General features: G+C 48.8%; 20 protein-coding genes. 5 read left to right on the forward strand and 15 right to left on the reverse strand.

All coding sequences use genetic code 11. The features are described 5' to 3' along the window. Positions 1-117: 117 nt before the first annotated feature. Positions 118-2,028: a biosynthetic arginine decarboxylase gene (gene speA / locus LG374_RS09170; RefSeq protein WP_225757408.1), complete on the reverse strand. Its 1,911-nt coding sequence runs from the start codon at positions 2,026-2,028 to the stop codon at positions 118-120. 253 nt (positions 2,029-2,281) lie between these two features. Between speA and LG374_RS09175 the strand changes: the two genes are divergently transcribed. Then, positions 2,282-2,482 carry a type II toxin-antitoxin system HicA family toxin gene (locus LG374_RS09175; RefSeq protein ID WP_225757409.1) on the forward strand — a complete coding sequence of 67 codons (201 nt, stop codon included), beginning with the start codon at positions 2,282-2,284 and terminating at the stop codon, positions 2,480-2,482. A 2-nt stretch (positions 2,483-2,484) separates the two neighbouring features. Continuing rightward, a complete protein-coding gene (locus LG374_RS09180; protein ID WP_225757410.1) occupies positions 2,485-2,880 on the forward strand; it encodes a type II toxin-antitoxin system HicB family antitoxin in 396 nt (131 codons plus the stop codon). Between the two features lie 102 nt (positions 2,881-2,982). On the opposite strand, the gene grxB is transcribed toward LG374_RS09180, so the two are convergent. The 3 genes from grxB to rapZ all read right to left on the reverse strand — a co-directional run bounded on the left by grxB (position 2,983) and on the right by rapZ (position 5,983). Further along, positions 2,983-3,630 (reverse strand): glutaredoxin 2, encoded by a 648-nt coding sequence (grxB, locus tag LG374_RS09185; RefSeq protein ID WP_225757411.1) that lies wholly within the window; start codon positions 3,628-3,630, stop codon positions 2,983-2,985. A gap of 444 nt (positions 3,631-4,074) precedes the next feature. Continuing rightward, entirely contained in the window at positions 4,075-5,085 is a 1,011-nt protein-coding gene (locus LG374_RS09190; RefSeq protein WP_225757412.1) for a hypothetical protein, read from the reverse strand. 28 nt (positions 5,086-5,113) lie between these two features. Continuing rightward, positions 5,114-5,983 (reverse strand): RNase adapter RapZ, encoded by an 870-nt coding sequence (gene rapZ, locus LG374_RS09195; RefSeq protein ID WP_255594492.1) that lies wholly within the window; start codon positions 5,981-5,983, stop codon positions 5,114-5,116. A gap of 108 nt (positions 5,984-6,091) precedes the next feature. On the opposite strand from rapZ, the gene fumC reads away from it, so the two are divergent. Beyond that, positions 6,092-7,480 carry a class II fumarate hydratase gene (gene fumC, locus LG374_RS09200; RefSeq protein WP_225757414.1) on the forward strand — a complete coding sequence of 463 codons (1,389 nt, stop codon included), beginning with the start codon at positions 6,092-6,094 and terminating at the stop codon, positions 7,478-7,480. A 75-nt stretch (positions 7,481-7,555) separates the two neighbouring features. On the opposite strand, the gene LG374_RS09205 is transcribed toward fumC, so the two are convergent. After that, the gene (locus LG374_RS09205) at positions 7,556-7,711 is read right to left on the reverse strand and encodes a hypothetical protein (RefSeq protein WP_225757415.1); all 156 of its coding nucleotides are present in this window, start codon (positions 7,709-7,711) and stop codon (positions 7,556-7,558) included. Here LG374_RS09205 and LG374_RS09210 point away from each other — a divergent pair. Next, positions 7,710-9,083 (forward strand): anaerobic C4-dicarboxylate transporter, encoded by a 1,374-nt coding sequence (locus LG374_RS09210; protein ID WP_225757416.1) that lies wholly within the window; start codon positions 7,710-7,712, stop codon positions 9,081-9,083. The genes LG374_RS09205 and LG374_RS09210 overlap by 2 nt on opposite strands. 64 nt (positions 9,084-9,147) lie before the next feature. On the opposite strand, the gene ccmA is transcribed toward LG374_RS09210, so the two are convergent. Then, positions 9,148-9,738, reverse strand: a complete 591-nt coding sequence (gene ccmA / locus LG374_RS09215; RefSeq protein ID WP_225757417.1) for a heme ABC exporter ATP-binding protein CcmA — start codon at positions 9,736-9,738, stop codon at positions 9,148-9,150. 397 nt (positions 9,739-10,135) lie between these two features. Next, positions 10,136-11,275 (reverse strand): hemagglutinin repeat-containing protein, encoded by a 1,140-nt coding sequence (locus LG374_RS09220; protein WP_225757418.1) that lies wholly within the window; start codon positions 11,273-11,275, stop codon positions 10,136-10,138. 10 nt (positions 11,276-11,285) lie between these two features. On the opposite strand from LG374_RS09220, the gene LG374_RS09225 reads away from it, so the two are divergent. Then, complete coding sequence (locus LG374_RS09225) at positions 11,286-11,516, forward strand: hypothetical protein (RefSeq protein WP_225757419.1); 231 nt, start codon at positions 11,286-11,288, stop codon at positions 11,514-11,516. Between the two features lie 2 nt (positions 11,517-11,518). On the opposite strand, the gene LG374_RS09230 is transcribed toward LG374_RS09225, so the two are convergent. From LG374_RS09230 to LG374_RS09265, 8 genes are all read right to left on the reverse strand, one after another. Then, positions 11,519-12,289, reverse strand: coding sequence for a hypothetical protein (locus tag LG374_RS09230; RefSeq protein ID WP_225757420.1), 771 nt, complete (start codon positions 12,287-12,289; stop codon positions 11,519-11,521). Between the two features lie 81 nt (positions 12,290-12,370). Beyond that, positions 12,371-13,126 (reverse strand): hypothetical protein, encoded by a 756-nt coding sequence (locus LG374_RS09235; protein ID WP_225757421.1) that lies wholly within the window; start codon positions 13,124-13,126, stop codon positions 12,371-12,373. Between the two features lie 363 nt (positions 13,127-13,489). Further along, complete coding sequence (locus tag LG374_RS09240) at positions 13,490-13,852, reverse strand: hypothetical protein (RefSeq protein ID WP_225757422.1); 363 nt, start codon at positions 13,850-13,852, stop codon at positions 13,490-13,492. Between the two features lie 129 nt (positions 13,853-13,981). After that, the gene (locus tag LG374_RS09245; protein WP_225757423.1) at positions 13,982-14,302 is read right to left on the reverse strand and encodes a hypothetical protein; all 321 of its coding nucleotides are present in this window, start codon (positions 14,300-14,302) and stop codon (positions 13,982-13,984) included. Positions 14,303-14,305: 3 nt separating this feature from the next. Then, positions 14,306-15,064, reverse strand: coding sequence for a hypothetical protein (locus tag LG374_RS09250; protein WP_225757424.1), 759 nt, complete (start codon positions 15,062-15,064; stop codon positions 14,306-14,308). An 86-nt stretch (positions 15,065-15,150) separates the two neighbouring features. Then, positions 15,151-15,750, reverse strand: coding sequence for a hypothetical protein (locus tag LG374_RS09255; RefSeq protein ID WP_225757425.1), 600 nt, complete (start codon positions 15,748-15,750; stop codon positions 15,151-15,153). Positions 15,751-15,977: 227 nt separating this feature from the next. After that, positions 15,978-16,259: a hypothetical protein gene (locus tag LG374_RS09260; RefSeq protein ID WP_225757426.1), complete on the reverse strand. Its 282-nt coding sequence runs from the start codon at positions 16,257-16,259 to the stop codon at positions 15,978-15,980. Beyond that, positions 16,256-17,449 (reverse strand): hypothetical protein, encoded by a 1,194-nt coding sequence (locus LG374_RS09265; RefSeq protein WP_225758032.1) that lies wholly within the window; start codon positions 17,447-17,449, stop codon positions 16,256-16,258. The genes LG374_RS09260 and LG374_RS09265 overlap by 4 nt, the downstream gene beginning before the upstream one ends. Positions 17,450-17,586 lie beyond the last annotated feature (137 nt).

Genomic DNA, 17,586 nt, shown 5'->3' on the forward strand with positions numbered 1-17,586 from the left:
CCGTCCGATGGCACCTGCGCCGGGATCCAGGTTTTATCACGCTTGATGGCTGAAAAGCAGGAATAGAAAAAGCCCTTCCAGAGGAAGGGCTTTTGAGATGGGAAAAGGGCTTTCGGCTCACTGTTCGTAGTAGGTATAGCCGCGCAGGCCCGCTTCGAAGGCGTTGACGAGATGCTGGCGTTCAGCGGCGCTGATGGTGCCGTTGCGCACGGCGCGTTCGGCAGTCTGGCGGAATTGCGCGAGCAGGTTATTCGGCTGGTACTCGACGTAGCTGAGCACGTCTGCCACGGAGTCGCCTTCGACTTCGCCGACGAAGTCGTAGCTGCCGTCTTCGTTGATGTAGATGGAGACGACGTGGGTGTCGCCGAGCAGGTTGTGCAGGTCGCCCAGGGTTTCCTGGTAGGCGCCGACGAGGAAGGCACCGAGGTAGTATTCTTCGTCTTCTTTGATGTGGTGCAGCGGCAGGGCGCGGCTGACTTCGCCGTTTTCGGGGAAGCGGTCGATTTTGCCGTCGCTGTCGCAGGTCATGTCGGCGATGATGCTGTTGCGCGTCGGGCGTTCGAGGTGGCGGTGCAGCGGCACGACAGGGAAGATTTGGTCAATCGCCCAGGCGTCCGGCAGGGACTGGAAGACGCTGAAGTTGCCGTAGTAGATGTCGGCGAGCATGGTTTTCAGCACTTCGGGTTCGGAGAGGGCGTCCGGGTTGCGCTCGGCGATTTTCTGCACTTCGGCCATGATGACCATGAAGATTTGTTCGACGCGGGAGCGGGTGCGCAGGTCTAGCTGGCCGCGCATGAAGCCGTCGCGCGCTTCGTCGCGGTAGTACACGGCGTCGTTGAAGCATTCCTGCACGGTTTTGTCCGAAAGCATGCGGTAGCTTTCCATGAGGTTGTGCACGAGTTCGTTGTCTTCGTTGTTGTCGGCGGGCAGGCGGGCGTCGGTGTAGCCGGTCACGTCCAGGATGTTGAACATGAGGACGGTGGAGTAGGCAACGGTGGAACGGCCCGATTCGGTGACGATGGTCGGGTGTTCGATGCCTTTTTCGTCCATCACCGCCTGGATGGTTTCAACCACGTCCACGCAGTATTCTTCGAGGGTGTAGTTGCGCGAGTGGATGGCGGAGGTGCGGCTGCCGTCGTAGTCCACAGCGAGGCCGCCGCCGAGGTCGAGGAAGCGCATCGGTGCGCCTTCTTCGACGAGTTCGACATAGTAGCGACAGGCTTCGCGCACGCCGGTGCGGATGTCGCGGATATTCGGGATTTGCGAGCCGAGGTGGTAGTGCAGGAATTGCAGGCAGTCAAGCATTCCCGCTGCTTTCAGGCCGTCAATGACGCCGACGAGTTGGCTGGCGTTCAGGCCAAACATGGAGCGGTCGCCGCTGGTGGCGTTCCAATGGCCGGAGACGTGCGAGAAGAGTTTGGCGCGCACACCGATAACGGGGCGTACGCCCATCGCCTGCGAGCTTTCGACGATGATGGGCAGTTCTGCCGGGGTTTCGATGACGAAGATGACCTGGAAGCCGAGTTTGGTCATGCCGAGACCGAGTTCGACGAATTCGCGGTCTTTGTAGCCGTTGCAGACGATGAGCGGGCCCGGCTCGGTCAGCATGGAGAGGGCGATCATGAGTTCGGCTTTGGAACCGGCTTCGAGGCCGTGCTGCCAGGGTTTGCCGAAGCGGACGATGTCTTCAATCACTTGCGCCTGCTGGTTCACCTTGATGGGGAAAACGCCCCGGTATTTGCCCCGGTAATGGCTGCTCGCGATGGCGTTGGCGAAGCTTTCGTTGATGAGGCGGATCTGGTTTTCGAGGATGTTTTGCACACGCAGCATCACGGGCATGGTTTTGCCGCGCACTTCCATGCCTTCTATGAGGTCAAGCATGGCAATTTCAGCGCTTTTGCCGCTTGCAAGCGGGGCGTTGATGACGAGGTTGCCGTCGGCGTTCAGGCGGAAGTAGCCCGCGCCCCAGCCGCTGATGCGGTAGAGTTCGTCAGCGTCGGTGATGGTCCAGTCGGTTTGTTGGTTCAATGCGGTTCCTTGGTTGTCAGTGTGAGGAAAAGGGGTGCCATAGATGCGGAGTGCTTTGGCATGGCGCGGCATTTTAAGCCCTTACCCCGTACAAGAAGGGCTTTTTTGTGCGGACGGGGAAACGCGGGTTTATTCCGCTTGAGAGCTACCTGGTAATGCCGGCTTCTTTGTATCCGGCGTCGGCGTAGATACGGCAGGGCGTTTGCTGCGTTTTTCCGTCGTCTAATGTGTAGGACATGTGTATGATGCCGTTATGGACAGCAAGACGCTTATCAAACGATTACAACGGGAGGGCTGGCTATTGGTCGGTGGCCGGGGGGATCACCAGAAATTCAAACATCCCGTTATCCCCGGACAGGTCATCGTGCCTCATCCGCGCAAAGACATGCCGATCGGCACTTTGCGCAGTATTTTCAGACAGGCCGGCTGGCCTTGGCCGCCGGAAGGACGTTAACAATGTTGTATCCCGCTTTTGTGGAATTGGGTGATAAAAACCATGCTTACGGCGTGGTATTGCCGGATTTCCCCGGCTGTTTTTCCGCTGCCGACGAAATGAATGACCTGCCTGCCAGGGTGCAGGAAGCCGTTGAGCTTTATTTTGAGGGGGAGGATTTGCCGCTGCCGCCGCCTTCCGATTTGGCGACTCTACGTACGCGGCCGGAATTTGCCTATGATGGCCTGTGGATGTTATTTGACATTGACACGTCCCGTCTGACTACCCGCGCCAAACGTTTCAATGCCACCCTGCCGGAAAATCTGCTCGCTGCCATTGATGACTATGTCAAAACCCATGGTGGCAGCCGTAGCGGGTTTCTGGCCGAAGCCGCCCGGGAAAAACTGCGCAGCCATTAGGGTGAACCCCGGTATTTATCCCGCTTGGTGCTGGCCCGCGCGACTTGCGCGGGAAGATATGATGACAATGAAAAAGGCGGCTTGAGCCGCCTTTTCGGTTATTCATACCGCCTTGTCGTAATAAAGCGGCACGCCGCTTTGCTTGGCCATGCGCTCAACATAGAAGCGGATTTGCTCCGGATATTGCAGCCCTTTGACCATGGTCAGGTTGCGCAGCAGAGGGAAGGTGATGATGTCTTCATAGCCCAATCTTTCGCCGATGTGTCCCTCGCTGTGGATGAGTGCCGCCAGTTCGGGCAGGTCGGCGTGCAGTTGCGCAAGGTATTCGTCGGTACGGGCGATGTTCTCCGCGAAATCGCCGTAGGCGGCGGTTTTTTTCGCGATGTAATAGGCGCGCGCGGATTCGGTCGCAAATTCCGGCAGACCGATTTGCACGCAGCGTGGTGCGGTCAGGCGGCTGCTGTATTTGCCGACTTTGTCCAGCCAGGCCTGTATTTCTGGACGGATGGTGTCATCCAGGCGTTCTTTGCCGGCGTATTCATCCACGAAGCGCACAATGTCGAGGCTCTCGTCCATCGCCGTGCCGTCCGGCTTGACCAGTATCGGCACTACTTTTTCGCCGATGAGTGCCGTCGGCCCCGCTTCGTCATCGTTGGCAAAGACTTCAAGCTCCACGGGCAGGCCGCGCAAGCCGAAGATCATGCGGGCGCGCACACAGAAAGGGCAGTGGTCATAGATGTAGAGTTTCATGGTTGGCTCCTGGTTTGTGGAATCGGGAAGAATACAGATAATAATCAGGACAATAAAAATAATAACCAAGATAGGGGCACTGGCATAGAGAAATATGCCAACAGCCAGTCCTGTTATTATATCTGTTTTATCATCATTTATAATCCCAAATAAGACTGCCATTGCAAGTATAAAAACAATAAGGCAGCAGCCTGCTCTATCTTTCATGGTTATCCTCTATGTCGCTTCCTGATGGCAGGAAGATTAAAGAAAAGATAAAAACCATAAAGGCGTGATAAGCAGCAGACATTATGTCGTATTTAGAGGGTTCCGAACTAATAATTATATCTAATGCTATAATGCCGACGAAAGGGCATGCTGTCATAATAAATAATCCCTTAATATCTTGATAGGGTTCAATTGCTAAAACAATTATCCCAACAATAAGAAAAAACACTGTATAGATTACAAAAAAGCTATTGGTATTAATGGTGGGATTAAAGAATTTAATATTGAAGTAGAAAAAATAATAGAGGTTATGATAGTTAGTATAATAGGTGCCTTAAATAAAAGATTAAAGAAAGTTTTCCAGTAAATAGGATTGTGAAATTTTTTATACCTTTTATTTGTCATGATAATTTCTTTTTTAGTTTGAATGGTATTCTCGGCCATGCGCTTTTCAGCGGTTGGCAGAAATATGAGTGCAAGAATAAAAGTGGCAAATGTACCAAAAACGATAAATATCGGGGAACCTGTCATAAACGGCAAGCCATAAAAGGTTAGGCCAATACCACCAAACAGATAGGTACTGATGGCGCCTGCGATCGTGCATAGCACTACGCCGACCATATTTTTACGCCAATTCATCATGATGGCGGCAAGCGCAGTCAGTGCTGACGGTATTGCACCCACAATATAATATTCTGCCATAATATAAATAAAAATATCACGACTACCACCTCCCATTCTAAAGAAGAGAAGCAAGGAGATAATTTGCGGCTCAAAAAAAGAAAAAATGAATAAGAGACGCCAGGGACGAGAGAGTTTTTTGCTTATATTATTTGTTGTGGTAATGTTTGTTGGTAAAAGTTTAGAAAGTAAAAAGGCAAAAATTGCGCCATATAAGGCAAAGCATATAATAATGAATATTGAATCCCAGTTTATTTGTGAATAGGGTTTGTAAAAGATAAAAATTACATATATGAAACTAGCGTAAATGCCTACGGTAGATATAATAAAAGTACTTGTCCTATCACGATATAAGCGCATGGCCAAGGCGAAGATTGTAGCAATAATAGTAGTCAACAGGCTGGGCACAATAAGGGTGTAAAAACCAATAATTATGACCAAATTGATTATATCATGGTACTTGAAAAATAAGAGCGCGAACAGCAGTGAGACAAGGACAGGAAAGAGAAATGTCAGTAGTAATGCATTGACAAGAAAGCTCCATTGCCAATAGGTTTGTGGTTTCATCGTCTGTTACCTCGCGGTTTTGATAGCGCTATTCGCCATGCCCCGCTGCGTAGGCTTTTCTGTCGCGGTGCTCGATATGCAGGCCGGGGAAGTCGGGTTTGAGCAGGGCGCCGATTTTTTCAGTGACGTACACGCTGCGGTGCTGGCCGCCGGTGCAACCGATGCCAATGGTGAGGTAAGCGCGGTTGCTGCCCTGGACGAAGGCCGGCAGCCAGTTTTTCAGGTAGGCGGCGGTGTCGGAGACGAAGCGGCGCGGTTCGTCGTAGCGTTCGAGGAATTCGATGATGGGCGTATCGCTGCCGCTGTAGGCACGGATGGCGGGATCCCAGTAGGGGTTCGGCAGGAAGCGCACGTCGAAGAGGAAGTCGGCGTTGACCGGTGTACCGTGTTTGAAGCCGAAGGATTGCAGGGTGATGATGAGCGAGGGGGCAGCGTCGCCGAGGACGGTGCGCAGGCGGTCTTTGAGCTGGTAAACGCTGTAATGGCTGGTGTCGAGGATGATGTCGGCAAGGTTCATCAGCGGGTTTAGGAGGTGTCGCTCGTACTCGATGGCTTCCGGCAGGGCGCGCGGGTTTTCGGCATGGATGTGCAGCGGGTGCGGGCGGCGTGTTTCGCTGTAGCGGCGCACGAGGACATCGGTGTCGGCGGTGAGGAAGAGGATCTGGATGTCCGCCAGCGTGCGCAGGTTGCGGATTTTTTCCGGCAGGGCGGCGAGGTCGGCAGCATTACGCGAGTCCATGGCGACGGCGACGGGCTGCGGCTGTTTGCCGGCGAAGTCGCGCACGAGGCTGTCAAGCAGTGCGCTCGGCAGGTTGTCAATGCAGTAGTAGCCGAGGTCTTCGAGGGTGTCGAGGGCGATGGTTTTGCCCGCCCCGGCCAGTCCGGTGATGATGAGCATTTTGGTGGCCTTTTCTGGTGATTGGTGTGGATATTGTAGGCGCATTGCCGCGACCCTGCACGGCGCAGGTGTTATAATTGTCACACTTTTCAACACGAGGTAAACGCTATGACCACACGCACCGAACACGACACTATGAGTGATGTTCAAGTCCCGTCCGATGCCTACTGGGGCGCGCAAACGCAGCGCAGCTATCAGAACTTCAAAATCGGCGGGGAAACGCTGCCGCAGCCGGTGATTTATGCGATGGCGCTGATCAAGAAGGCCGCCGCGCAGACCAATGCCGGGCTGGGCCGCATCCAGCAGGAACAGGCGGATTTGATTGTCCGCGCCGCCGATGACGTGCTTGCCGGCAAGCTGGATACGCAATTCCCGCTCGTCGTTTGGCAGACGGGTTCTGGTACGCAGTCGAACATGAACATGAACGAGGTGCTTGCCAACCGCGCTAACGAACTCGCCGGTACCGGTCTCGCCGCTTACAAACCCGTGCATCCGAACGATCACGTCAACCACGCGCAATCCACCAACGACAGCTTCCCGACCGCCATTCACGTCGCCGCCGCGCAGGAAATCAACCGCTTGCTGATTCCGGCGGTGAAGAAACTGCGCGACACGCTGGATAAAAAGGCGAAGGAATTTGCCCCTATCGTCAAAATCGGCCGCACCCACCTGCAAGACGCCACCCCACTGACCCTCGGCCAGGAATTTTCCGGCTATGTCAGCCAGCTTGATCATGGCCTCACCCGTCTGCAAGATGCGCTGCAAGGGCTTTATGAACTGCCGCTTGGCGGTACTGCGGTCGGTACTGGCCTGAACAGCCACCCCGACTACGCCGTCAAAGTCGCCAAACAGCTCGCCGACCTGTCCGGCCTGCCGTTTGTCACTGCGCCGAACAAATTCGAAGCGCTCGGCGGTCGTGACGCTGCCGTCTTCGCTTCCGGCGCGCTGAAAACACTCGCCGCCAGCCTGAACAAAATCGCCAACGATGTGCGCTGGCTGGCTTCCGGCCCGCGCTGCGGCCTCGGCGAAATCAAAATTCCGGAAAACGAGCCAGGCTCCTCCATCATGCCGGGCAAAGTTAACCCAACCCAGTGCGAAGCGCTGTCCATGGTCTGCTGCCAGGTCTTCGGCAACGACGTAACTATCAACTTCGCAGGTGCTTCCGGCAACTTCGAGCTGAACGTCTATATGCCGGTCATCGCCTACAACCTGCTGCAATCCATCCGCCTGCTTGGCGACGCTTGCAACAGCTTCAATGACCACTGCGCCGTCGGCATCGAACCGGTGCCGGAAAAGATCGATTACTTCCTGCACCACTCGCTGATGCTGGTCACCGCGCTGAACCGCAAGATTGGCTACGAAAACGCGGCGAAAGTAGCGAAAACCGCCTACAAGAACGACAAATCGCTGCGCGAAACCGCGATTGAACTCGGTCTTCTTTCCGGCGAAGAGTTTGACGAACTGGTCAAGCCGGAAGAAATGGTGCATCCGAAATAAACCTGCACCAACTGAAAAAGCGCTGCCGGAAGGCGGCGCTTTTTTTGTGCTTGCGAGGTGGCGGGGAACAGGCGCTCAAGCGGGATAAATACTGGGTTCGCCAAGCGGGATAAAACCAGGATTTTTGTGAAGATTGCCAGAAGCAAACACAGGAATCCCCAGAAAAGACCTGCATGAACAGATGGCAAGGCGTATCATACGCAAGATTTTTTCATCATCAGGAGGCATCATGTCTTTTTTCCTTGAGCATGCGCTCATTTTTGAGTTCATTCTGCTCATCGGTTTCCTTTACGCGGGCAGCCGTTTCGGCGGCATCGGTCTCGGTGTCGTATCCGGTATCGGTCTGCTTTTTGAAGTGTTGGTACTGCGTATGCCGCCCGGCAAACCGCCGGTCGAGGTTATGCTCGTTATTCTTGCCGTCGTTACCTGTGCCTCTGTGCTCGAAGCTGCCGGTGGCCTGAAATATATGTTGCAGGTTGCCGAAAAAATCCTGCGCAAGAATCCGAAGCGGGTCACCATTTTGGGCCCCATTGTTACCTGGGCAATGACGGTCATGCTTGGCACCGGCCACGCCGTCTATTCCATCATGCCGATCATTGGCGATATCGCCCTGAAGAATAACATCCGCCCAGAACGCCCGATGGCGGCAGCTTCCGTCGCCTCACAGCTGGCGATTACCGCCAGCCCCGTCTCGGCAGTGGTCGCGCTCTATCTGGACGACATCACCAAGATCCACTTCTTTGAAGGCGTGTCGCTGATTCAGATCGTGACCGTCACCATCACCGCCACCTTCTGCGGCACGATTGCCCTCTCGCTGTACAGCCTGCGTCGCGGCAAGGAATTGCAGGATGATCCGGAGTTTCAGCGTCGCATGCAAGATCCGGAATGGCGTGAGCGTATCCAAAACACGACCAGCACCACCCTGAACGAACAGCTGCCGCCTGCTGCGCGTAACTCCGTGCTGCTCTTCATCCTCGCCCTCATCTGCATCGTCTTTGTCGCCATGTACAAACCGATTCGCACCGTGGTCGGCCCCGAAGGCAAGCCGATGCTGATTTCCATGGGCGTGATGATTCAGATGCTGATGCTCGCCTTCGGCGGCGTCATCCTCCTCGCCACCCGCACCAGCGTGTCGAAAGTGCCGAACGGCGTTGTCTTTAAATCGGGCATGGTGGCGACGGTTGCCATCTTCGGTATTGCCTGGATGAGCGACACCTACTTCAACTACGCCATGCCGGTGTTCAAAGAAAGCGTCACGGAAATGGTCAAGAACGCGCCATGGACTTTCGCCTTCGCGCTCTTTGCTGTGTCCGTCCTCATCAACAGCCAGGCGGCAACGGCGAAAATCCTGTTGCCGGTCGGCATTGGTCTCGGCATCCCTGCGCCGACGCTCATCGGTCTCATGCCGGCTACCTACGCCTACTTCTTCATCCCGAACTATCCGTCCGATATTGCGACTATCAACTTCGACGTGACCGGGACGACGAAAATCGGCAAATGGTATTTCAACCACAGCTTCATGGCGCCAGGTTTGGTTGGTGTCGTGACCGCCTGCTTGGTCGGTTTGGCACTGGCCAAAACCCTCATTGTTCCGGGTGCTTAATCTTTCATCCGGCAATGCCACAAAAAAGCCCGCGTAAGCGGGTTTTTTTATTGCGGATGGTGCTTCATTGTCCCACCGCGCATATCGTTAAGCGGGGCAGCGCCAGCGGCTGGTGGCTGGTAATCACCGCTGCACCGCCGCCAGCACGGTGCTGTTCGAGATGTTGCAGCAGGAGGGTGGAGGTCGCTGCATCCAGCGCCGTCAGCGGTTCATCTAGCAGCCACAGCGGCGGCGTATCCAGCCACAGGCGGGCCAGTTGGCAACGCCGCTGCTGTCCTGCCGACAGCAGGCGGCTTTGTCGCCCGTCAAGGTGATCAATGCCGACGGCAGCCAGGGCTGCGTCCAGCCGTGTTTCCAGCCCAGTTCCGCTCATGCCGTGATAGAGGCGGGCGGCATAGCGCAAATTCTCGCGCACGCTCAATGTACCCTTGATACCCGGGCGGTGACCGAGATAGAGCAGCGGTGTATGGCGGTGGATCGTGCCGTATTGCGGCGTGAATAGCCCCGCCAGTGCCTGCAATAGCGTGGTTTTACCGCTGCCGTTCTCGCCGGTAAGGTGGATGATGTCGCCTGCGGCAATGTGCAGATGGTAGCGGCGTAGCAACAGGGTGCTGCCTTTGAGCAAGGTGAGGTTGTCGGCTTCGAGCAGGTTCATGGGCAGATGGAAATGGCGTAAGGCGCGGCATTATCCCTGATTTGGGTGTGTGCCTGGTTTCGTTTGCGCGATTTTGCCGCTGCGGGGAAAGAAATTGACGGATCAGGGAGATAAAAATACGCCGCCGCAACGGGATTTTTTCGGCAATGATGGCGTATGCCTCAAGGGATACGGAGCCCGCCTTGCCAGCGGTACATCAGGCGAAGCGCAGGGGATACTGGGGAGGCAAAAACTGGAGAAATTTGGTGCAAAAAAGTGGCGGAGAGACAGGATGATTTACCATATAGTAATATTAAGTAAAAACATCATGTTACAACGTAGGCAATCTTTCTTTTTACCCCTCTACAAACCCCGTTTTCTCACTTTCGGAGACTTTCTTTCACCTTTGTTTGTTCGATCAAGCACATGCTTGTTGGGCTCGCGAATCCGCCGTACTGCGGCGGATTCTTTTCACTAAGAGCGTGTTCATGGTCCGGACGCGGGCGTTATCGCCATCGCTCAGGGTTTTCATGGTTTGCAAGGCGGTCTGGGCGACGTTGACCACGGCGCCGCCCAGGTTGGCGGTGAAGCCGGTCTGTTTGTAGTGGCTGTGCATTTCGTGGTCTTGGCTGCCGCGCGCCGCGCGCAGACTGCCGCTTTCGGCGCTGAAGTAGATGTTGCCAGCGCGGTTGCGTTCGGCTTCGCTCATCTGCAGCCATTGTTCTTTGGTAAGCGGCCCGCCTTCGCGTCCGGCATGTACCAGGGCGCCCGTGCCATCGTAGTGGCCGCCGGCCTGGATGTGGATGTTGCCGTCGATCGCGCCAACCAGGGTCGGGGCGGGGGCCTTGATATTGAGTTCGGTCTCGCCGCTTTGGCGGCGGCTGCCGAGGAATACGCCCCAGCCGCCGGAACCCATCAGACCGATTTTGTGTTTGCTGTGTTTTTCGACGCTGCGGTAGCTGTTTTTGCCGGCTTTAAGGTTGATGTCGCCTTTGTCAGTATGCAGCATGGTGCCGTGGTCGCTGACGATGTGCATGCCGGTGGCGTTGATGTCGCCTTGTCCCGCCGCAACGACGACGGTATCGCCGGTGATGGTGCCGGCTTTGTTCTGGTGGATTTCGGTTTCGACGTAGTCGCGTGTGTGGGTGCGTTTGAGGAAGCCGCGTTGTTTGCTTTCGCGGGCGCTGATGGTGTGCTCAACGATTTCTCCCGCCTCGGCGTCAACGCCTTTGGCACCGTAGAGGTATACCTGGCTTTTGCCGCTGTCGAGTTCGGTGGCTTTCATGATCAGTTTGCCATCGGTGGCGATGACGGCCAGTTTGCCGTCGCCGCTGGTGTGCACGCCTTTGTGTTCGCCCCGGTAGTGGTAGTCGTAGTTGCCCGCGTCTTTTTTGTCGAGGGTTTGTTCGTAGACAAATTCTGCACCCAGGTCGGTTTTTTTGCCCTGGATGAGGGTGGTGCTGTGGCAACTGGAAAGGCAGGCAAACAAAACCCGCAGCAGCATCGCTATCGCACACAGGCGGTGTTGACGCTGTGTCGGTTCTGCGCTGTTGGTCATGGGAAGAGGAATGAATGCGGGCATTATGCCTGTTATTTCACGTCAAACGGTGTGGTTACGGGGTTTCGCGCAAAAAATTCCGCTGTCTTGCGGCGGATTTTTTTGTTTTCGCCAAGACGAAAGCGTCGGCTTTGGGCATTGTGCTTGCTTCGTCGCATGGGTAAACGGCAAGAAGCCCGTGTTTATCCCGCTTAGCGGGTTTTCCAGCTATCCAAACCGTGTGGATAACACAAATGGCTAATTCTACGCTTGCTCTTCTATATTGAAATTATTTTTAAAAAAATCCAGCCATATTTGTAATGGTTCGGTATTCTCTCGTTCGTTCCAATATAATACTTTTAGCCATGACAATACATATAAAGAACTGCCTGATATTAAGCATCCGTCATTTATATTATGTATCAGTATCTTTTTGGCTGCCAAAAACAATTCTTCTTTATCATATACTCCTTGCTCATTATGCAAGCAATAAGCGTATTCTATTGTCTTCTCATTTTTTGTCCTTTTTATGTTTGGTGTTTGTTTACCATAAGCTCTTTCATAAATCTCTATACCTGTTTTATAGGATTTTGCATGTAAGCAACACAATATAATGTCTTCATTATATAAAGAATTATCATACAAAGGATCAGTATCGGAATCAGGATTATCTAAGAGATCGATCTGATAGAATTCAATTGCCTTATGCCATAAAGAAAAACAGTTTTCTCTATCTCTTATCCAATACGCTAAGGCTAGATTTGCATGTAATTCTTTTTGCTTGAAGCTAATATATTCATCTAGATTAGGCCCCATGCCCTCATTTCTAGCTATGGCAAACTGTAACCAATCTATAACTCTATCTAGCAGAGGTTGATATTCCTGCGCTAGCCCAACTAAGGTCGCTTTTATATAGGCATCAAAATCGTTTATAGCGAAATTACCTATAGGATCATTTTTTAAATCAACCTCTCTATCCATGGCATATTGATAATACCATTCTGCATTATCTTTACTGAGCGGTAACTCAAACATTATTTACTCCTGAAGAACGCCGTTGACAACTTTGTTAATAGTTAGAGTATTTAATTCCACCGCTTGCCGGTGTATATACGGTTACATTTCCTTTATATTGAAATTATTTTTAAAAAAATCCAGCCATATTTGTAATGGTTCGGTATTCTCTCGTTCGTTCCAATATAATACTTTTAGCCATGACAATACATGTAAAGAACTGCCTGATATTAAGCATCCGTCATTTATGTTATGTATCAGCATCTTTTTGGCTGCCAAAAACAATTCTTCTTTATCATATACTCCTTGCTCATTATGCAAGCAATAAGCGTATTCTATTGTCTTCTCATTTTTTGTCCTTTTTATGTTTGGTGTTTTTTTACCGTAAGCTCTTTCATAAATTTCTATACCTGTTTTATAGGATTTTGCATGTAAGCAATACAACATGGCGTCTTCAATGTGTATAAATTTTTTATCGGATAAAGGAGCTCTCTCTAGAAAATCAATTTGATGAAGCTCAACCGCCTTATGCCATAAAGAAAAACAGTTTTCTCTATCTCTTATCCAATACGCCAAGGCTAGATTTGCATGCAATTTCTTTTGCCTGAAGTTAATGTATTCATCTAGATTAGGCCCCATACCCTCATTTCTAGATATGGCAAACTGCAACCAATCTATAACTCTATCTAGCAGAGGTTGATATTCCTGCGCTAGCCCAACTAAGGTCGCTTTTATATAAGCATTAAGATCGCTCATGGCAAAATTGCCTATGGGATCATTTGTCATATCAATCTCTTGATTCATGGTGTATTGGTAATACCATTCTGCATTATCTTTACTGAGCGGTAACTCAAACATTGTTTACTCCTGAAGAACGCCATTGACAACTTTATTAATAGTAGAATATTTAATTCCACCGCTTGCCGGTGTATATACGGTTACATTTCCTTCTTTTATTTCATTCATGGCTTTTGCTTTAAGCGAAGGCGGGAGATTGGAATGCTGAATATAATCTCTTGCTTCTCTCAATGCTGCAGATAAGGTTTTTTGATTACGGAAGGTTGGTGATATTTCACCGGCAGCCGGAGTACTGAGGTAAACCGTTTCGGCGTAGTTGTTTTGGTAGTGTGCTGTAACAGGTTTGTAGGCGGTGTTTTCTATTTTTTCGTCGGCAAATTACAGAAATTCAGTATTTATCCCACTTGGCAGGTTTTCTATTTATCACCAACCGGGTGGGCAATAAGTTGCCCACCCGGTTGGTCTCAGGTTGCATTTTTCGGAGAATCTTGGATCTTCTCTTAATTTATCTAGCACTTCTTTCCAAGGTGATGTTGGTATGCTAGTACTTGTTGATTTTATGAACTTTTCATATGAATAAAAACATGCCAAGTAAAAAGTCATAAAATCTTTATTACTTAGCTCACCTAGATCCATTACATTAAAAGTATCGACATCTGCATATAATTCTTCTATAACTTTATTATCTAAAATTAAATAAGGTTTTATTTTATTTATAATAAGATCAAATGTTAGAGTGCTCATTGAAACGCCACCTGTATCTGATATTGCTATATATCCAGCCATAAAATTACTCACTCCATAATAATAATTCGTGATTTCTGTTCTTTTGTCATTTCTTTATTGATAAAATCTATAACTTTTGTTCTGTATTCAGGTTTTAGATTTCTGAATTCTAAAGGAGCAATATTTGCTTTAGGCTTTATTTTTAGAAAATCTTGGGTCTTTTCTTAATTCTTCTAATACTTCTTCCCAAGATAAATTTCGGCGTTCGTATGATGATCTAAATTCCTCGTATGCCTTATAACAAGCTGAATAAAAACTCATAAAATCATAATCACTTAACTCATCAAGATATAAAGCTGGAATATCACCCTTTTCAAAATCATCATACAAAATATGTATTGTAGATTCGTCAGCAGGTTTAAAATATCGCTTTGTCCATGCTGTAATTATATCAAATGATACTGTACTCATTGATACACCAATCTTTGAGATGCAAATAAAACCGGCCATTATTCACTCCATAATGATAATTCTAGATCTCTGTTCTAATGAAAGATTATTGTAAATAAAGTCTATGATTTTTGCTCTATGCTGCATATCTAAATTTCTTAGGTCTAAAGGAACAATATCAGCCTTCTCGAGATGATAAATAATCTGTTCTTTTGTGCCAGTTTGCCTTCTCCAATTTTTCTCAAAGTGCTTATTAATATAGTAAGAAGCCCCTCTGCTATTACTTGTGAATATAAAATCTATGCTTTTTCCCTTATTAAGGCCATCTTCAATAATAAAGTCAGCTTTTGACATATCGGAATCAGTAACTCTTCTTAATTTACCTCCTAAAATATTCTGTAATTCTGCTGCGGCAGATGCTTCCCCACGATTTTTGCTCAGGCTAGCAATATCTATTGTACCCAATCGTTCAACCTCCGATAAGTTTACAGGCTCTCTTAACTTAACACGAGTTGGCCCATCTACCACAATAGTAGTTGTACCTGCATTCACACCTTTCTGCGGCTGAATCACTATTGGTTTCATGCCGATTTGATAACCGCCAAGCTCATGGGGGGCTGCTATGCCTTTATAAAAATTGACGGGATCGGCTTCTATTTTAGGCGACGCTTTTGTAACAACACTTGTTCCATTTGTCTTACCTACAGAAGAGTTGACAATTTCTTCTACCTGTTTCCAGTTTGATTGTTTGCTAGCAATAGCGGCGGCACCTTGAAAGGATCTAGCCAGATCATCAATGGAAGATCCCCATATTTTGATCAATTCTACGCGGTGTTGCCTGTCTTTTCGTTGGCAAATTATAGAAAAGCCAATGTTTATCCCGCTGGCAGCAGGTTATGACGGATTGATTATTTATAAACCTCTGGGAAATAGGTATTGATTAAATTATTGTCCAATAGCCTGTCCACTTTAAAATCAACAGTTTTAGAAACGGCAACCAGTCCCCTTAATTCTTTGGGAAAATCTTCAATGCTGCCATAAATTGTAGGCTGTAAGAAACGGAAATAATCCCCCATTTTTGACGGACCATCATAGCCGACTGGATAATCATCGCCTTCTTTATAGCCTTCTACGGCTTCGTAAATATAAAACCCTTTGTTTATAGGAATATTTGTATAACTATGTATCCCTAGTTCTTTATAGTCATCCATGATGCCCTTATAAACATCATTTTTTGATGCACCTTTATTAATCCAGAATCCATACATATCTAACAGTACATTACCATTTTTATTAGCTGGAAAATTATTATAATTATTACTTGATTCCCAGATATAGTCACTTATAATATCAAGTTTATCCTCTATGTCATTTATACAAAGTATTACTTTGGGTAAATCACCCCAGTTATTATTGATCATCATTGCAATTTTCCCCTCCTTGTCCATTGCATACCAAGTATATATTAGCCCGAATTCGGGACGCCAGTCTTTGTTTAAATTTACCATATTAATTTACCTCACTTAGGCCATACTACGGAACAATTTTCACATCTAGGAACAATAGCAGTCGGTGGAATTTCTATCTGTTTTCGAATTAATCTGGGGTTCATTGCAGGTGAAAAGTATATATTATTGGGGTCTGACCCATTTCGAATCAGTTTATCTGCCGCAAAATACTCCGCACAGGTTGGTAATTTTTTCAGCTGTCGCGAACTGTATGGACAACAAATTTATCAACTCAACGTTTGTTGACAACATAATTCATATAATTTGGTTCTTAATTCATAAAGTTTATTATTATCATCTTTAGGTATATTACCATCTTTCTGCAAAACAAAATCGTTAAAAGAACCCATTCCACCATATAGATATCTTATATCTCTTATGGTGTTCTTTTGATTTAAATAAAGATTATTCTTTATTCTTTTAAAGACATTAGCCCAGTCATCATCATATTTTTCTAGAATGGCAATAATATCATCTACAGTATTTTGGATTTTATCTAGATAATTCATTTTAATTTCCTCTTAGAAATAATTTCAATTCCTTGTATCTCCCAGGGCTTAACAACAATAATTTGTTGAGTACCGCCTACAAAAGCATGATGTTGACTTCCGACTTCACCAACATATACCTTAGTCCCAGCTGGTACTTTTACAGCAAAAACAGTATCAATTGGTGACTTACCACCATTAGGCCATACAGGCGGAATCGCTTTATCAATTCTACTTTGCATAATGCCCAATGGTTCTTCTAGGCTAAAGTATTGCCCTAAGGGTATTTTATCTGTTCCAGCTCTAAAAAGTATAGTATCTTTGTCTAGAACAACTTCCTTATACCTACTACCAGAAAAAGTCTTTGCCATATCTTCATTTAATGAACCTGGTTTAATAGCAGAATATTCACCAATTACCTTTCCTATCTCTATAGAATGGTTTAAACGAGCTTGAGGATATATTAAATTAACATTTCCTTTCTTTATTGTCCCGTCAGGAAGCGTCGCTTTAAATATATTATCCGATGTAGTGATCACACTGCCTTCGGGTAGCACCTCGCCATTCGCCAATCGCTGCGACTGGTTTAACTGTACTGTAGTTCCAGGCTTTATAACAGAGCTCTGCTCTAAATATGGCTTGCCTACCAATACAAAGTTCGGTGTAGCTAATGCTTGTTCGGCATTACTTGTAACCTTACCCCTTCTTCCATTTCCTACCAATTCCTCTATGGGGTTTCCGTTGGAGTCTGTATATATTTTTTGCGTGGTTACGCCCGTTCCGTTTTTGCCCCCAGCTTTTAGTGATTTGTCAGCAGCACCTGACGATGTCTTACCTACAGAAGAGTTGACAATTTCTTCTACCTGTTTCCAGTTTGATTGTTTGATGGCAATAGTGGCGGCATCATTCGCCGTTTGAGAAATTGGCGCAAGATTGCTGTTTCGCAAGAGATTGGCGGTAGCTTTCTCTTTTATTGCTGCATTAATAATGTCGTTTCCGATGCTTGCATCGGTCGAAACACGCGACCATCTTCCCATTCCTGCCGCAAAGAAATTACCACCGGCCTCTACTGTGGTCTTTTTCCATTGTGGGTCACCTTCCCATGCCTCTTTTATGCCTTTGAGGACACCGCCGATGCCCTGTCCAACCGCAAAGCTACCCGGGGTGGTGTTTCCTTTCCACTGTACCGCGTAGGGTTGGATGAAGACCACAGCCTATCGGGCTGCTGATTTCGTTGCGGGTCAAACGCGATTAGTGAAAAAGCCAGTGTTTATCCCGCTTGGCGGCTCTTCCATCTAGCGTAAGCCACGTGGACAAATAAGTTGCCACCCTACGCTTGCTTAGGATT

Source organism: Cardiobacterium sp. Marseille-Q4385, from assembly GCF_916618745.1.
GTDB lineage: Bacteria > Pseudomonadota > Gammaproteobacteria > Cardiobacteriales > Cardiobacteriaceae > Cardiobacterium.

Coding starts and splice junctions, on each gene's coding strand:
- LG374_RS09175 (WP_225757409.1), top strand. CDS start 2,282: ATGGACAGCAAGACGCTTATCAAACGATTACAACGGGAGGGCTGGCTA.
- LG374_RS09180 (WP_225757410.1), top strand. CDS start 2,485: ATGTTGTATCCCGCTTTTGTGGAATTGGGTGATAAAAACCATGCTTAC.
- grxB (WP_225757411.1), bottom strand. CDS start 3,630: ATGAAACTCTACATCTATGACCACTGCCCTTTCTGTGTGCGCGCCCGC.
- LG374_RS09190 (WP_225757412.1), bottom strand. CDS start 5,085: ATGAAACCACAAACCTATTGGCAATGGAGCTTTCTTGTCAATGCATTA.
- rapZ (WP_255594492.1), bottom strand. CDS start 5,983: ATGCTCATCATCACCGGACTGGCCGGGGCGGGCAAAACCATCGCCCTC.
- fumC (WP_225757414.1), top strand. CDS start 6,092: ATGACCACACGCACCGAACACGACACTATGAGTGATGTTCAAGTCCCG.
- LG374_RS09210 (WP_225757416.1), top strand. CDS start 7,710: ATGTCTTTTTTCCTTGAGCATGCGCTCATTTTTGAGTTCATTCTGCTC.
- LG374_RS09205 (WP_225757415.1), bottom strand. CDS start 7,711: ATGATGCCTCCTGATGATGAAAAAATCTTGCGTATGATACGCCTTGCC.
- ccmA (WP_225757417.1), bottom strand. CDS start 9,738: ATGAACCTGCTCGAAGCCGACAACCTCACCTTGCTCAAAGGCAGCACC.
- LG374_RS09220 (WP_225757418.1), bottom strand. CDS start 11,275: ATGACCAACAGCGCAGAACCGACACAGCGTCAACACCGCCTGTGTGCG.
- LG374_RS09225 (WP_225757419.1), top strand. CDS start 11,286: ATGAATGCGGGCATTATGCCTGTTATTTCACGTCAAACGGTGTGGTTA.
- LG374_RS09230 (WP_225757420.1), bottom strand. CDS start 12,289: ATGTTTGAGTTACCGCTCAGTAAAGATAATGCAGAATGGTATTATCAA.
- LG374_RS09235 (WP_225757421.1), bottom strand. CDS start 13,126: ATGTTTGAGTTACCGCTCAGTAAAGATAATGCAGAATGGTATTACCAA.
- LG374_RS09240 (WP_225757422.1), bottom strand. CDS start 13,852: ATGGCTGGATATATAGCAATATCAGATACAGGTGGCGTTTCAATGAGC.
- LG374_RS09245 (WP_225757423.1), bottom strand. CDS start 14,302: ATGGCCGGTTTTATTTGCATCTCAAAGATTGGTGTATCAATGAGTACA.
- LG374_RS09255 (WP_225757425.1), bottom strand. CDS start 15,750: ATGGTAAATTTAAACAAAGACTGGCGTCCCGAATTCGGGCTAATATAT.
- LG374_RS09260 (WP_225757426.1), bottom strand. CDS start 16,259: ATGAATTATCTAGATAAAATCCAAAATACTGTAGATGATATTATTGCC.